The organism is Streptomyces sp. NPDC050546 (assembly GCF_044457425.1).
GTDB lineage: Bacteria > Actinomycetota > Actinomycetes > Streptomycetales > Streptomycetaceae > Streptomyces.
Window position 1 is genome coordinate 51221 of the sequence record NZ_JBITGX010000021.1, and the last position, 13862, is coordinate 65082.

A 13862-nucleotide genomic window follows, 5' to 3' on the forward strand; every position below is an offset into this window, starting at 1 on the left:
GTACATGTCGCGCGGGCTCATTGATCCTTTCGGCGACAGCCCGCTGCGACGCTCGTAGGATGCCTCAATGCCCAAGCCGTTACGGATGAGCCGTCGCACGTGGGTTGCCGCGTGGGCGGTGCTGTGTGCGGCCGGTATCGCTGCCACCGCCGCACTGAGCGCCTTTTCGGCGCCTGACCCGCAGCCGGAGAAGCCCGTCAGCGCCGAGTGCGCCGAGTACATCGCGGACATCGAGGCGCAGTTGGCCAAGGGCAAGGCGGAAGGCAACGACGACGGCGTGCTGGCCTTCACGCGAACCCGGGTCGGCGCGGACGACTGCGGCGATGAAATTCGCGACCACTTCAGCGGCGACCGGTGAGCCGCCGTACAGGGCTCACCGTGATGGCGGGGCTGATCTTCGCCGGTGCCGTGGCGATCATCGCCGTGAGCGCCGCGACGGAACCACAGCCGCAGCCCACTCCGCCGCGGGTGTACTCCTCCTGCCTGGCGGCCGACACCAAGCCGATGCCTGTGGGCGACGACCCGTGCGACGGCCGTTGAAGAACCACTGAGTGGCTCTGTTCACGAGAACCACTCACTGACAAAGCCACCCTCTTTCGCCAACCTCGCCGGACGCACCTCTACGGCTGCCCGCCCCTGACCGAGGGCCCATCAGGGTCCACTCAGCACGCGAGGAAGGGCGGGTGCGCATAGATGCGACCTGTGGCCCTGACTCCTCGCGGAGCAGAAGTATGGAGAGTGTCCCAGCGTCCAGGCTCAGAGCCCTGCTTGATGGTCCCGGAAACGACGGCGGCCTCACCGCGGTCGCCCTGTCCCACCGGTCGCTGATTCAGCGTCGCTTTCCGGGCTCGGGGGCGGTGGCGCTCTGGCTGGAGCGGCGCATGGCCTCGTACAGCGCAGCGTCTTCAGGGGGGTCCGGCAGTGGGCCGCGGGACGGGGCCCGGAAGGACTGGATCATCCAGGCGACCAGGCGGCGCCAAGCGTCCGGGGCGGCATCGGCCGTGGCGCCGAGGACTCCGGCGTTGGCCATCAGTAGCAGCACGAGGTCGCGGCTGGTGAAGTCCTCGCGCAGCTGCCCGCTGTCCTTGGCGCGGCCGATGAGTTCCAGGAAGCCCTCGTACGCCCGAGAGTGGTACTTCTCCAGCTCCGGGACGCCTGGGAAATTCATGGTCAGGATGTCGGCGAAGCCGCGGTCGGCGGCCTGCATCGAGCAGACCGTCTCGATGTAGCCGGTGAAGCCGTGCCACGGGTCCGGGTCGGCCAGGGCCGCGTCGGTGGCCTGCGCGTACGCCTTCATGCGGTCGGCGAAGACCGCGGCGAGCAGGTCCTCCTTGCGGGGGAAGTGGCGAAAGAGGGTGGCGATCCCGACTCCGGTCTCCCGCGCGACCGAGGCCATCGACGCGTGCAGGCCGTCGCGCCCGAAGACCGTGCGCGCGGCGGCGATGATCCGGCCGCGGTTGCGCTCCGCGTCGCTGCGCCTGGACTGACCTGCGGAAACGGTCGCGCCGACGCTGGCTTCGGCGTGCGGGTCTCGTGGGCTCATGACGATCAGACTAGCAAACCGGAATGCCTTATCCGATTCGTGTGTTACGGTGGGCAGCGAACCGGATAGGGCTTTCCGGAATTGAAACGGATAGCCCTATCCACCTGCTCTTCAGTGAAAGGCTCCCTCATGCCCACCATCGCCATCGTCGGTGCCGGCCCTCAGCTCGGCCTCGCCATCGCCCGCACCTACGGCACCCGCGGCTACGACGTCGCACTGATCGCCCGCAACCGGGCCAAGCTCGAAGACCTTGCCGGCGAACTGGCCGCCGAGGGCATCACCGCCGCCGCCTTCCCCGCCGACGTTCTCGACCGCCCCGCCCTCACCCAGGCACTCAAGGACGTAGCTACGCACTTCGGCGGCATCGACGTCCTGGAATACTCCCCGGTCGCTGGCCTCCAGACCGCCATGACCACCCCGGGCGCCACCGCGCCGGCCGACGTGCAGCACGAGATGGAGTTCCAGCTCTACGGAGCGATCGCCGCCACCAGCGCGGTGCTGCCCGCCATGCGGGAGGCCGGCGCGGGCACCCTGCTGTTCACCACCGGCGCCGGCTCCGTAGACCCCGTGCCGCAGGTCGCCAATGTCAACGCCGCCGCCGCGGCCCTGCGCAACTGGGTGATCAACCTGCACAAGGAACTCGACGGCACCGGCATCCAGGCGGCGCACGTCGCCATCGACGTGTCCATCGGCACGCCGGCGATCCCCGGATTCCCGACCGCCCAGCCCGAGGAGATCTCCCCCGTCTACTGGGACCTGCACAGCACCAAGCGCGACCAGGCCGAACTCGTCTTCAGTCTCTGACGCCCATCAGCCACCCAACATCTCCCTCGGGAAGGGCGGCCCCGAAAGCTCTCCCTCGCGGCCGCCCCTCGAGCAGGTCGCGCGCCTGTACTGGGACCCATACGAGCGCCGCGGTGGCTTTGAACGAGGCTGCTGGCCCCATGGGAACGAGTTCTCTGGCCCCAGCGCGTCTGGCCGTCTCGCGGGAGCATCCGCAGCCGACGGGGGTGGAGTCGACGCGCAGTCGCTTGTTGTAGCCGGACTGCTGGGGCACGTAGGGGAAGAGGTGGCCGAAGTCCCGCCCGGATTCATTCAGGGGTCCGGCGCGGTGCCCACCGTGGTGACTATGCGTCACGGTCATTTCGCAGGGCCTGGATGAGCCAGGTGTACACCGGGATCAGGTTCGGTACTACCTGCCAGCCGTTGACGATCCACACCAGCCGCCAGTATCGGTCCACCTGAGGATCGTGTGCTTCTTCGAACCGCTGGGCCATCCAGTCCCGGAATTCTGCGTCAGGGGTACGCGCGAACACCTCGGCGAAGCGGTGCGCGAGGTCGTCGATGACGGGTGCGACCCCATCACTGAGCGGGTCGATGCCCAACTCCATGGCCTTGGCTACCGTCTGACGGGTGAACTGCATTAGTTCCTCGCCGGCATCGCTCTCGATGTCGGGCGTGCGCCCGGCGGCCTGGCACATGGCCGTCCGGCGCATCCGGGCACGGAAATCCTCGTCGCCGATCAGCTCGGCGAGTTCCACCCACGCGGCGATCTGCTCGCTGGACGGATCATCGGGGAGGTCGGGAGCGGCGGCGCGAACCATGGCCACCGCCGCGGCCGGGTCGGCACCCACGGTCCCGAAGGTGCCCTCCACGAAATCGTCGATCAACCGTCGGCGTTCCTCGCCGGACAACTGCGTGAGTCTGTGCACGAGCTTGATCTCCTCGGGATTGGACCCGCATCTGGCCACGACTCGCAGAACGCTCCGACGTAGTTGCAGCACCCGGACCTGGACGTCCATGGCATCGGCGTGCGCGGCGGCGACTTCCGCCACCGAGAGCTCGCGGTCCAGCACCCGTTGAATCGTGGCCAGGTCCATGCCCAGCTCGCGCAGTGTGCGGAGGAGCTCCAGACGAAGCAGTGCGTCGAGGTCGTAGAGCCGATAACCGGCGGGACTTCGGGTGGTCGGCGCTACCACCCCCGAATCGGAGTAGAACCGGATGGTCCTCACGGGCAAGCCGGTCCGCCGGGAAAGCTCCCCGATCGAGTAGAGGGTCGTAGCGTCCATGTCCCCCACTCTGCTGTCTCCAGTCAGTGGAGACTCAAGGCTGTTGCCCAGCCGTCCCCCGACCGAGACGGTCTCCGAGTTGCTGAAGCATGCGTCGCGTGCTCTCCGCCGACCGCCAGGACGACAGGCACGCCTTGCACCGGCTCGGCGAGCGATGGCAGCGACATGCGTCACCGCTCGCTGGCGGCCTGTCTCTACGAGCCCTTGGACTCAATCATCTAGTCGCCTTCCTCGGCCGCGGCCTCCCGCATCCCGGTCAGAAAGCCCCTGATCGCGGCCAGTTCCCGGTCGTCGTACCCGCTCAGCAGGCCCACCGCCCCGTCGATCAGGGGTCCGAAGTGCTCCCGGCCGAGGGCGATCGCGCGCTCGTCGACCTCGATGGTGACCTTGCGACGGTCCCGCGAGCCGCGCACCCGCCGCACATGCCCGGCCCGCTCCAGCCGGTCCACCAGAGCGGTGGTCCCCGCCGAGTTCAGACCGAGCGCGGCCCCCAGCCGCCCCGCCGTGGTCTCCTCACCCGCGCGGTAGGCGTCCATCAGGACGATCAGCGCCCGCACATCGGTGGGATGCATGCCGTTGCGCTGGGCGAACCGGGCACTGTGCCGCCCCAGGTCGACCACCACGGCGCGCAACAGATGGACGAGCTCCATCTCCTGGTCGGACATGGGCCGCCTCCGATACCATCTCGCCGAGCAAGTATCTCGTTGAGCAAGATAATAAGGGGTTCTGGCTCATGAGCGCGCGCAGCACGTACGACACCGACCACTTTCTCGCCGCCTACGACAAGGTCATGGCCAAGTGGCCGACGGAGCGGGAGACCGCGACCGTGCCCACGCCCTTCGGCTCGACGCACGTCAACATATGCGGCCCGGCCGACGGACCTCCGCTCCTCCTGTTGCCGGGCGGTGGAGGCCCGACCTCCGCGTCCTGGTACCGGCAAGCCGCCGAACTGTCCCATGTCCACCGGCTGTACGCCGTCGACCTGATCGGCGCCCCGGGTCGCAGCACACCGGCCCCCGGCCGCCACCCCCGTACGGTCGCCGACCTGGTGTCCTGGCTGGACGCGCTCCTGAAGGGACTCGGCCTCGCGGAGACCGACCTGGGCGGGCACTCGTACGGCGCCTGGATCGCGTTGCGCTTCGCCCTGCACTCGCCCCACCGGGTGCGCCACCTGGTCCTCATGGACCCGACCATGTGCTTCGCCAAGCTGAAGCTGGCCTACGGACGGCATGCCGTGCCGGCGGCGGCACGGCCCACGCCCCGCCGCGTCCGGGAATTCCTGGAGTGGGAGACGAGGGGCGTCCCCCTCGACCCCGACTGGCTCGCCCTCCAGGAGGCCGCCGTCGGTTTCCCCTCCGTGCGGCCGGTGGTGGGACCACGCCCGACACCGACCGCGCTGCGCGCCCTTGACCTGCCGGTCCTCGTGCTCCTCGCCGAGAACACCCGGACCCACGACCCGTCCAAGGTGGCCACCCGCGCCGGGAAGCTCCTGCCCCGCGTCACCACGGCCACCCTGCCCGACGTCTCCCACCACGCCCTGCCCCATGCCGCCCCGGCCGCAACGAGCCGCCTCATCAGCGACTTCCTGATCCGGCCCGGCGACTGAGCGCCCCTCTGCTCTCCGCGACCCGTTTGACGTCCCGCAGGGACTCGGTGAGCCGCCGGGCCAGGTAGTGCAGTTCCGCACTCGTCACCCGGCGCTCCGCGAGGAGTCCGGCGGCGTGCCCGAGCAGGTCGTCCGCCATGGCGAGCTGCAGCTCCTCGATCTCGTCGGCGAGGCGCGAGACGTAACCGGTTCCGTCGCCCACGAGATAGCACGGCTTGCCGTCGGTACCGGTCCAGGGCAGCAGGCGTTCGTGTGCTCCTCCGGTCATGCGCCCGCCTCAGCCATCAGGACCATCCGGTCGTGGCAGTACGGGCACGGGACCCGTGCCGACGATCGCCGCCGCCGCCCACGAGGCGGGAACAGGACGCGGAGGATCGGCTCGAGGAGCCGGGCGATTCGGTCTGTCATGTCTGTCGGCCTGCCTTCTCACCTGCGATGACTGCGTTCTGTGCTGAATCACTCACAGAGTGGGGTCGGCCCTCGCTACGCTGCCAGGGGTCGGAGCTTGACATCGCGTTTGTCAAGAAGAGGAGTTGGCCGCATGGACGATCGCCGCGCACTTCGAACGCCGCGTCAGAAGTACGGGGAGGAGCTGCGGCTGAGGCGGACAGCAGTCGGCCTCACCCAGGAGGAACTGGGCGACCAGGTCGTGTGCTCGCCCACGCTGATCAGCCACTTCGAGGCCGGCAGACGCCTGCCGAAGCCGGATGACGCGTTGCGGATCGACCGGGCGCTGGGGACGGACGGGTTCTTCGCGCGGTGGCTGGAGGATCTGGAGTCGAAATACACCGACCACTTCGCCGCCGTGGCCGAGCTTGAGCAACTGGCCCTGCTGATCCAGCAGTTCGCTCTCTCACTGGTTCCCGGAGTGCTGCAGAGCGATGACTACGCACGCGCGCTCTTCCGTGCCTACCGGCCGAATCACACGCCCGAGGAACTTGACGAGCTCGTTGTCATCCGAACAAAGCGCCGCCGAATCCTCGACGGACCAGCACAGCCCGTGGTCTGGACACTGCTCGACGAGGCGGTTCTTCGGCGTTGCGTGGGCGGGCCGCAGGTCATGGCAGAACAGCTGCACAGGATCGCGGACATGGCCGAGTCGGGACGGCTGCGCCTGCACGTCCTTCCCTACGGCGTGGGAGCACACGCGCTCATGCAGAGTCTGCTCACGCTCATGACATTCGAGGACTCGGCCCCGGTGGCCTACGTCGAGGGCTTCCAGACCGGGAACTTGATGGACGATCCTGCTCTGGTGAGCGCCTGTCAGACCGCTTACTCTCTGGCCCTGAGCGACGCGTTGTCGCAGCAGGAGTCACTGGCCCTAGTCAGGGCGGCAGCGGAGGAACACGCGAATGGTCAGCAATGAGCGCCCCCTCACCGGCTGGTACAAGTCCAGCTACAGCGGTGGCGACCAAGGTGAATGCCTGGAAGTGGCCCGTGGCCAGACCTCCGTCCCCGTCCGGGACAGCAAATGCACCCCCGGCCCCACCCTCACCTTCTCGGCAACCGGCTGGACCGCCTTCGTCACCGCCCTCAAGGACGGCCACCTCACCGCCGCAAGCTGTAGCTGACCAACGACGCCCCCACCACCGACCCGAACGCGGGGATCAGGAAATTCGCGAAGGCCTCCCAGCCCCACACGATCCCCGCGCACGCCGCCGTGATGTTGATGGCCAGGGACACGATCCACAGGGCGACGCTCTGGGCCTGGGGTGACATCGTTCCTCGCCGTTGTTCGGGTCCGGGGGGAATCCACTGGGTGGGGCGGAATTCCGGCTGGATCCTCCCACGGGTACGGAGCTCTAAAGGGGCGACACCGATGCTTGAACTGTAAAGCTTCGGGCTTCCCTGTGAATTCAGCGTGAAATGTGAGAGCCCGGCCGCATACTGATCGGTCGCTTTATCCGGGGGCGTTGTCCTACCCAGGCGGTACGGTCCCACCATGACCGATCAGGGCGAGCGGCGACTGGCCACGCTGGAAGGCGTGCTCGAGCGCATCACGTATGCCAACGAGGAGAACGGCTACACGGTCGCCCGGGTCGACACCGGCAGAGGCGGCGGTGATCTGCTCACGGTCGTCGGCGCGCTGCTCGGCGCCCAGGTCGGCGAGTCCCTGCGGATGGAAGGGCGTTGGGGTTCGCACCAGCAGTACGGGAAGCAGTTCCATGTAGAGAACTACACGACCGTGCTGCCGGCCACCGTCCAGGGCATCCGCCGCTACCTCGGCTCGGGTCTGGTCAAGGGCATCGGCCCGGTCTTCGCCGACCGGATCACGCGGCACTTCGGGCTGGACACCCTCCAGATCATCGAGGAGGAGCCCAAGCGGCTGATCGAGGTCCCGGGCCTCGGCCCCAAGCGGACGAAGAAGATCGCAGACGCCTGGGAGGAACAGAAGGCCATCAAGGAGGTCATGCTCTTCCTCCAGACCGTCGAGGTGTCCACGTCCATCGCCGTGCGCATCTACAAGAAGTACGGTGACGCCTCGATCGGGGTCGTGAAGAACCAGCCGTACCGCCTCGCCTCCGACGTCTGGGGCATCGGCTTCCTCACCGCCGACAAGATCGCCCAGTCCGTCGGCATCCCGCACGACAGCCCGGAGCGGGTCAAGGCGGGCCTGCAGTACGCGCTGTCGCAGTCCACCGACCAGGGCCACTGCTTCCTCCCGGAGGAGCAGCTCATCAAGGACGCGGTCAAGCTCCTCCAGGTCGACACGGGCCTGGTCATCGAATGCCTCGCCGAGCTGGCCGAGCCGGGGGAGGACGGCGAAGAGCCCGGCGTCGTACGGGAGAAGGTCCCGGGGCCGGACGGAGGGGAGCCGGTCACCGCCATCTACCTCGTGCCCTTCCACCGCGCCGAACTCTCCCTCTCCGCCCAGCTGCTGCGCCTCCTGCGCACCGAGGAGGACCGGATGCCGGGCTTCCGTACGGTGGCCTGGGACAAGGCCCTCGCCTGGCTCAAGGGCCGTACCGGCACCGAGCTCGCGCCCGAGCAGGAGGCCGCCGTCAAGCTGGCGCTGACCGAGAAGGTCGCCGTCCTCACCGGTGGCCCCGGCTGCGGCAAGTCGTTCACGGTCCGCTCGATCGTGGAGCTGGCCCGCGCCAGGAAGGCGAAGGTCGTGCTCGCCGCCCCGACCGGCCGGGCCGCCAAGCGCCTGTCCGAGCTCACCGGCGCCGAGGCCTCCACGGTCCACCGCCTGCTGGAGCTGAAACCCGGCGGCGACGCGGCCTATGACCGGGACCGTCCGCTCGACGCCGACCTGGTGGTGGTCGACGAGGCGTCCATGCTGGACCTGCTGCTCGCCAACAAGCTGGTGAAGGCCGTGCCGCCGGGGGCGCATCTGCTGTTCGTCGGGGACGTGGACCAGCTGCCGAGTGTGGGTGCGGGGGAGGTGCTGCGGGATCTGCTCGCCGACGGGGGACCGATCCCGGCGGTCCGTTTGACCCGGGTCTTCCGGCAGGCGCAGCAGTCGGGCGTGGTGACGAACGCCCACCGGATCAACGCCGGCCAACACCCCGTCACCGACGGCATGAAGGACTTCTTCCTCTTCGTCGAGGACGAGACCGAGGAGGCCGGGCGGCTCACCGTGGATGTGGCGGCCCGGCGTATCCCGGCCAAGTTCGGGCTCGATCCGCGCCGGGACGTGCAGGTGCTCGCCCCCATGCACCGGGGCCCGGCGGGCGCGGGCGCCCTGAACGGCCTGCTTCAGCAGGCCGTCACCCCCGGCCGCCCCGACACACCCGAGAAGCGGTTCGGCGGCCGGGTCTTCCGCGTCGGGGACAAGGTCACCCAGATTCGCAACAATTACGAGAAGGGCGAGAACGGCGTCTTCAACGGCACCGTGGGCGTGGTGACCTCGCTCGACCCGGTCGACCAGCGGCTGACCGTGCTGACGGACGAGGACGAGGAGGTTCCGTACGACTTCGACGAGCTCGACGAGCTGGCGCACGCGTACGCCGTGACGATCCACCGCTCCCAGGGCAGCGAGTACCCGGCGGTCGTCATCCCGGTCACCACCGGCGCCTGGATGATGCTCCAGCGGAACCTGCTCTACACGGCGGTCACCCGCGCCAAACAGCTGGTCGTCCTCGTCGGTTCGCGCAAGGCGATCGGCCAGGCGGTGCGTACGGTGTCGGCGGGGCGGCGGTGCACGGCGCTCGATTTCCGGCTCGGATCGTACGGATCGCAAAAAAATGATCGATCAAATGAGTCGTGAAGGTCACAGAGGCTTCCGGATGGGGAAGACAGGGGGCAGGATGAGCAAGTTGACGGCACTCAGTGCCGCCAATAGGCCCGATGGTCGACCCCGAGTGCACTCTCCTGAGCCAAGTGGGGGATGGTAGAGACAGTCAGGGCAACCTCGAAGATGAGGCACAACGTCGGTGAGGGAAGACGTGAGCGACAACTCTGTAGTACTGCGGTACGGCGACGGCGAGTACACCTACCCGGTGATCGACAGCACCGTCGGGGACAAGGGCTTCGACATCGGAAAGCTCCGCGCCCAGACCGGTCTGGTGACACTGGACAGCGGTTACGGCAACACCGCCGCGTACAAATCCGCCATTACCTACCTGGACGGCGAAGCGGGCATCCTGCGGTACCGCGGCTACCCGATCGAGCAGCTGGCCGAGCGCTCCACGTTCCTGGAGGTCGCCTACCTGCTGATCAACGGTGAGCTGCCGACCGTCGACGAGCTCTCGACGTTCCAGAACGACATCACGCAGCACACCCTGCTGCACGAGGACGTCAAGAACTTCTACAAGGGCTTCCCGCGTGACGCCCACCCGATGGCCATGCTGTCCTCGGTCGTCTCGGCGCTGTCCACGTTCTACCAGGACAGCCACAACCCGTTCGACGAGCGCCAGCGCAACCTCTCCACGACCCGGCTGCTCGCCAAGCTCCCGACGATCGCGGCGTACGCGTACAAGAAGTCGATCGGTCACCCGTTCGTCTACCCGCGCAACGACCTCGGCTACGTCGAGAACTTCCTCCGCATGACCTTCTCGGTCCCGGCGCAGGAGTACGAGCTGGACCCGACCGTGGTCTCCGCGCTCGACAAGCTGCTGATCCTGCACGCGGACCACGAGCAGAACTGTTCGACCTCCACGGTCCGCCTGGTCGGCTCCTCGCAGGCGAACATGTTCGCCTCGATCTCCGCCGGCATCAACGCCCTGTGGGGCCCGCTGCACGGCGGCGCCAACCAGTCGGTGCTGGAGATGCTGGAGGGCATCCGCGACTCCGGCGGCGACGTCGACACCTTCATCCGCAAGGTGAAGAACAAGGAGGACGGCGTCCGCCTGATGGGCTTCGGCCACCGGGTCTACAAGAACTTCGACCCGCGCGCCAAGATCATCAAGGCCGCCGCGCACGACGTGCTGTCCGCCCTCGGCAAGTCCGACGAGCTGCTGGACATCGCGCTGAAGCTGGAGGAGCACGCGCTCTCCGACGACTACTTCGTCTCGCGCAGCCTCTACCCGAACGTCGACTTCTACACGGGTCTGATCTACCGGGCCATGGGCTTCCCGACCGAGATGTTCACGGTCCTGTTCGCCCTCGGCCGGCTGCCGGGCTGGATCGCCCAGTGGCACGAGATGATCAAGGAGCCGGGCTCCCGCATCGGCCGCCCGCGACAGATCTACACGGGCGTGGTCGAGCGCGACTTCGTTCCCGTCGAGGCCCGCTGAGGCCCCAGTACCGCCCGAGCCCCCGCATCCGGCTGCCGGATGCGGGGGCTCTCGCATGATCCCTCACGTGATTTCTTACGCAATGAAGAAGGCGCCCCGGAACGTCGGTCCCCCCACGGGCCGACGGCCAGGGCGCCTTCCCAGTCCCGGTGCGGATTCCCCCCACGGGATCCGGCCGGGCGTCTGTGAGGACAGCGCCTGAATCGCTGTGAGCACAACGAGCAAAACTCGTCGTACCTCTGTCGTGTGCGGTCTGCCGGGACAGCGCACGTCCGGGAGGGCCGCTCAAAGCTTCCCGGTGTGCGTGTCCCGGCAACGCATCTCTGGAGAAGTCCCCCAAGACATCTCCAGATGTCAGATCGCGCCCCCCAAGACGCTCTCTGACATCGTCAACTTAGACCTTCGAACCCCTTCGATGGTTACGTTCACATCACTGTGATCTGCGTCTCTTGCATATGTCCGTTAGCTACGCAAGAGCCCGGAAATGCCGTCCGGGACTCAAGCGTAAGGATGATGCGCGAGCCTTGTGAAGAGCTTATGTGAGCCGGGCCCGGGACTCCAGAGGGGCTCATATCAGGTTCGCCGCGAACTTAGGCCGAATTCAGGGGACTTCACCGGAATGTCCGGAGTCGCAGACTGTTCGTGACGACGAAGACCGACGAGAAGGCCATAGCGGCGCCCGCGATCATCGGATTCAGCAGCCCCGCGGCGGCCAGCGGCAGCGCGGCCACGTTGTAGCCGAAGGCCCACAGGAGATTGCCCTTGATCGTGGCCAGCGTCCGGCGCGACAGCCGGATCGCGTCCGCCGCCACCCGCAGGTCGCCGCGCACCAGCGTCAGATCGCCGGCCTCGATCGCCGCGTCCGTGCCGGTGCCCATCGCCAGGCCCAGATCGGCGGTGGCGAGCGCGGCCGCGTCGTTGACGCCGTCGCCCACCATGGCGACGACCCGCCCCTCGGCCCGCAGCCGCCGCACGGCGTCGACCTTGTCCTCGGGCAGAACCTCCGCGACCACCTGGTCGATCCCCACGGCCCGCGCCACCGACTCGGCCACCGCCCGGTTGTCCCCGGTCAGCAGCACCGGCGTGAGCCCCAGCGCGCGCAGCTCCCGCACCGCCTCGGCGCTGGTCTCCTTGACCGCGTCCGCCACGGCCAGCACGGCCCGGGCGGTCCCGTCCCAGCCGGCCACGACGGCCGTACGCCCGGCCCGCTCGGCCTCGTCCCGCGCGCGGGCCAGCTCCGGCGGTACGTCGTCGAAGAGCCGCCCCACGGCGACCTCGCGGCCCTCCACGCGCCCGCGTGCGCCCCGCCCGGGGACACTCCGGAAGCCCTCGACCTCCGGGAGCTGTCCGGCCCTCTTCTCGGCGCCCAGCGCGATCGCCCGTGCGACGGGGTGCTCGGAGGCGTGCTCGACGGCGCCCGCGAGCCGCAGCACCTCCTTCTCGTCGGCGCCCTCGGCGACGTACACCTCCTGGAGGGTCATCCGGCCCGTGGTGACCGTGCCGGTCTTGTCCAGGACGACCGTGTCGATCCGGCGCGTGGACTCGAGGACCTCCGGGCCCTTGATGAGGATGCCGAGCTGGGCGCCGCGGCCCGTGCCGACCATCAGCGCGGTCGGGGTGGCCAGGCCCAGCGCGCACGGGCAGGCGATGATCAGCACCGCGACGGCCGCGGTGAAGGCGGCGACACCGTCGCCGGTCAGCCCGAGCCACGCCCCGGCCGTGGCGACGGCGATCAGCAGGACCACCGGCACGAAGATCCCGGAGATCCGGTCGGCGAGCCGCTGCACCTCGGCCTTGCCGTTCTGCGCGTCCTCCACCAGCTTCGCCATCCGCGCCAGCTGCGTGTCGGCGCCGACCCGGGTGGCCTCGACGACCAGCCGGCCGCCCGCGTTGACCGTCGCGCCGGTGACCGTGTCCCCGGCCGTCACGTCCACCGGCACCGACTCGCCGGTCAGCATCGAGGCGTCCACCGCGGAGGCTCCCTCGACGACCGTGCCGTCGGTGGCGATCTTCTCGCCTGGCCGTACGACGAACCGGTCGCCGACGGCCAGCCGCTGCGCCGGGATCCGCACCTCGCGCCCGTCCCGCAGAACCGCCACGTCCTTGGCGCCCAGTTCCATCAGCGCCCTGAGCGCGGCCCCGGCGCGGCGCTTGGAGCGCGCCTCCAGATAGCGGCCCAGCAGGATGAAGGCGGTGACGCCGGAGGCGACCTCCAGATAGATCTGGGAGGCGCCGTCGCCGCGCGCGACCGTGAGCTCGAAGGGGTGCCGCATGCCCGGCATGCCCGCGTCGCCGAGGAACAGCGCCCACAGGGACCAGCCGAACGCCGCAAGCGTGCCGAGACAGACCAGCGTGTCCATGGTGGCGGCGCCGTGCCGGGCGTTCGTCCAGGCGGCCCGGTGGAAGGGCAGTCCGCCCCAGACGACGACCGGCGCGGCGAGGGTGAGCGAGAGCCACTGCCAGTTGTCGAACTGGAGGGCCGGAACCATCGCGAGCAGGATCACGGGCACGGCGAGCGCGGCCGAGACGGTGAGGCGGCGGCGCAGGGCCGACAGCTCCGGGTCCTCCTCGGCGGCGGGTTCCTCCTCGCGCGGGGGCGCGGGCTCCTCGGCGGTGTACCCGGTCTTCACGACGGTGGCGATCAGATCGGCGACCTCGGTGCCTGCGGGGTAGCTGACCCTGGCCTTCTCCGTCGCGTAGTTCACCGTGGCCGTGACGCCGTCCATGCGGTTGAGCTTCTTCTCGACGCGGGCCGCGCAGGAGGCGCAGGTCATCCCGCCGATGAGCAGCTCGACCTCGGCGGCCGCCGGCTCGCGGTCCGGCGGCGCCTGGGCGGTGGTGCTGGTCATGTCCTTCACTCCAGGAGGTGGCGGGGCGCCCGGGAAGCGGAACGGGCCGTACGGGCCGGGGCGGCGGCCGTACGGCCCGTACGTCGGTACGAGTGCCAGGCCTGGAGCGTCTCA

Annotated in this window: 14 protein-coding genes; 8 read left to right on the plus strand and 6 right to left on the minus strand. The window is 69.0% G+C overall.

Going from position 1 to position 13862, the window contains the following annotated elements; genetic code table 11:
- The first annotated feature begins 67 nt into the window (after nt 1–67).
- On the plus strand, nt 68–358 hold the full coding sequence (locus tag ACIBK5_RS37440; RefSeq protein WP_399026911.1) for a hypothetical protein: 291 nt from the start codon (nt 68–70) through the stop codon (nt 356–358).
- On the plus strand, nt 355–540 hold the full coding sequence (locus tag ACIBK5_RS37445) for a hypothetical protein (protein WP_399026913.1): 186 nt from the start codon (nt 355–357) through the stop codon (nt 538–540). Before ACIBK5_RS37440 ends, ACIBK5_RS37445 begins: the two co-directional genes overlap by 4 nt.
- A 289-nt stretch (nt 541–829) precedes the next feature.
- Here ACIBK5_RS37445 and ACIBK5_RS37450 read toward each other — a convergent pair whose 3' ends face one another.
- Nucleotides 830–1543, minus strand: a complete 714-nt coding sequence (locus tag ACIBK5_RS37450) for a TetR/AcrR family transcriptional regulator (RefSeq protein WP_399026915.1) — start codon at nt 1541–1543, stop codon at nt 830–832.
- A gap of 129 nt (nt 1544–1672) precedes the next feature.
- On the opposite strand from ACIBK5_RS37450, the gene ACIBK5_RS37455 reads away from it, so the two are divergent.
- Nucleotides 1673–2347, plus strand: coding sequence for an SDR family NAD(P)-dependent oxidoreductase (locus ACIBK5_RS37455; protein WP_399026917.1), 675 nt, complete (start codon nt 1673–1675; stop codon nt 2345–2347).
- A 323-nt stretch (nt 2348–2670) separates the two neighbouring features.
- Here the strand turns inward: ACIBK5_RS37455 and ACIBK5_RS37460 are convergent, their stop codons facing one another.
- Nucleotides 2671–3612, minus strand: a complete 942-nt coding sequence (locus tag ACIBK5_RS37460; protein WP_399026918.1) for a MerR family transcriptional regulator — start codon at nt 3610–3612, stop codon at nt 2671–2673.
- 218 nt (nt 3613–3830) lie between these two features.
- Complete coding sequence (locus tag ACIBK5_RS37465) at nt 3831–4277, minus strand: MarR family winged helix-turn-helix transcriptional regulator (protein ID WP_399026920.1); 447 nt, start codon at nt 4275–4277, stop codon at nt 3831–3833.
- A gap of 68 nt (nt 4278–4345) precedes the next feature.
- Between ACIBK5_RS37465 and ACIBK5_RS37470 the strand changes: the two genes are divergently transcribed.
- Entirely contained in the window at nt 4346–5218 is an 873-nt protein-coding gene (locus ACIBK5_RS37470) for an alpha/beta fold hydrolase (RefSeq protein WP_399026922.1), read from the plus strand.
- Here the strand turns inward: ACIBK5_RS37470 and ACIBK5_RS37475 are convergent.
- Complete coding sequence (locus tag ACIBK5_RS37475) at nt 5187–5486, minus strand: hypothetical protein (protein WP_399026924.1); 300 nt, start codon at nt 5484–5486, stop codon at nt 5187–5189. The two genes, ACIBK5_RS37470 and ACIBK5_RS37475, sit on opposite strands and share 32 nt — an antisense overlap.
- Before the next feature lie 273 nt (nt 5487–5759).
- Between ACIBK5_RS37475 and ACIBK5_RS37480 the strand changes: the two genes are divergently transcribed.
- Nucleotides 5760–6584, plus strand: coding sequence for a Scr1 family TA system antitoxin-like transcriptional regulator (locus tag ACIBK5_RS37480; protein ID WP_399026926.1), 825 nt, complete (start codon nt 5760–5762; stop codon nt 6582–6584).
- Nucleotides 6571–6789, plus strand: a complete 219-nt coding sequence (locus ACIBK5_RS37485; RefSeq protein WP_399026928.1) for a DUF397 domain-containing protein — start codon at nt 6571–6573, stop codon at nt 6787–6789. The genes ACIBK5_RS37480 and ACIBK5_RS37485 overlap by 14 nt, the downstream gene beginning before the upstream one ends.
- On the opposite strand, the gene ACIBK5_RS37490 is transcribed toward ACIBK5_RS37485, so the two are convergent.
- Nucleotides 6767–6937, minus strand: coding sequence for a hypothetical protein (locus tag ACIBK5_RS37490; RefSeq protein ID WP_399026930.1), 171 nt, complete (start codon nt 6935–6937; stop codon nt 6767–6769). The two genes, ACIBK5_RS37485 and ACIBK5_RS37490, sit on opposite strands and share 23 nt — an antisense overlap.
- A 223-nt stretch (nt 6938–7160) precedes the next feature.
- Between ACIBK5_RS37490 and ACIBK5_RS37495 the strand changes: the two genes are divergently transcribed.
- Nucleotides 7161–9431 (plus strand): ATP-dependent RecD-like DNA helicase, encoded by a 2271-nt coding sequence (locus tag ACIBK5_RS37495; RefSeq protein WP_399026932.1) that lies wholly within the window; start codon nt 7161–7163, stop codon nt 9429–9431.
- A 178-nt stretch (nt 9432–9609) separates the two neighbouring features.
- Nucleotides 9610–10899, plus strand: coding sequence for a citrate synthase (locus ACIBK5_RS37500; protein ID WP_399026934.1), 1290 nt, complete (start codon nt 9610–9612; stop codon nt 10897–10899).
- A gap of 611 nt (nt 10900–11510) precedes the next feature.
- Here the strand turns inward: ACIBK5_RS37500 and ACIBK5_RS37505 are convergent.
- On the minus strand, nt 11511–13748 hold the full coding sequence (locus tag ACIBK5_RS37505; RefSeq protein WP_399026936.1) for a heavy metal translocating P-type ATPase: 2238 nt from the start codon (nt 13746–13748) through the stop codon (nt 11511–11513).
- Between the last annotated feature and the right edge of the window lie 114 nt (nt 13749–13862).

What these genes read in the sequence shown, in the direction of transcription:
- ACIBK5_RS37440 (WP_399026911.1), top strand. Translation starts at nt 68, where the DNA reads ATGCCCAAGCCGTTACGGATGAGCCGTCGCACGTGGGTTGCCGCGTGG.
- ACIBK5_RS37450 (WP_399026915.1), bottom strand. Translation starts at nt 1,543, where the DNA reads ATGAGCCCACGAGACCCGCACGCCGAAGCCAGCGTCGGCGCGACCGTT.
- ACIBK5_RS37455 (WP_399026917.1), top strand. Translation starts at nt 1,673, where the DNA reads ATGCCCACCATCGCCATCGTCGGTGCCGGCCCTCAGCTCGGCCTCGCC.
- ACIBK5_RS37460 (WP_399026918.1), bottom strand. Translation starts at nt 3,612, where the DNA reads ATGGACGCTACGACCCTCTACTCGATCGGGGAGCTTTCCCGGCGGACC.
- ACIBK5_RS37465 (WP_399026920.1), bottom strand. Translation starts at nt 4,277, where the DNA reads ATGTCCGACCAGGAGATGGAGCTCGTCCATCTGTTGCGCGCCGTGGTG.
- ACIBK5_RS37470 (WP_399026922.1), top strand. Translation starts at nt 4,346, where the DNA reads ATGAGCGCGCGCAGCACGTACGACACCGACCACTTTCTCGCCGCCTAC.
- ACIBK5_RS37475 (WP_399026924.1), bottom strand. Translation starts at nt 5,486, where the DNA reads ATGACCGGAGGAGCACACGAACGCCTGCTGCCCTGGACCGGTACCGAC.
- ACIBK5_RS37480 (WP_399026926.1), top strand. Translation starts at nt 5,760, where the DNA reads ATGGACGATCGCCGCGCACTTCGAACGCCGCGTCAGAAGTACGGGGAG.
- ACIBK5_RS37485 (WP_399026928.1), top strand. Translation starts at nt 6,571, where the DNA reads ATGGTCAGCAATGAGCGCCCCCTCACCGGCTGGTACAAGTCCAGCTAC.
- ACIBK5_RS37490 (WP_399026930.1), bottom strand. Translation starts at nt 6,937, where the DNA reads ATGTCACCCCAGGCCCAGAGCGTCGCCCTGTGGATCGTGTCCCTGGCC.
- ACIBK5_RS37495 (WP_399026932.1), top strand. Translation starts at nt 7,161, where the DNA reads ATGACCGATCAGGGCGAGCGGCGACTGGCCACGCTGGAAGGCGTGCTC.
- ACIBK5_RS37505 (WP_399026936.1), bottom strand. Translation starts at nt 13,748, where the DNA reads ATGACCAGCACCACCGCCCAGGCGCCGCCGGACCGCGAGCCGGCGGCC.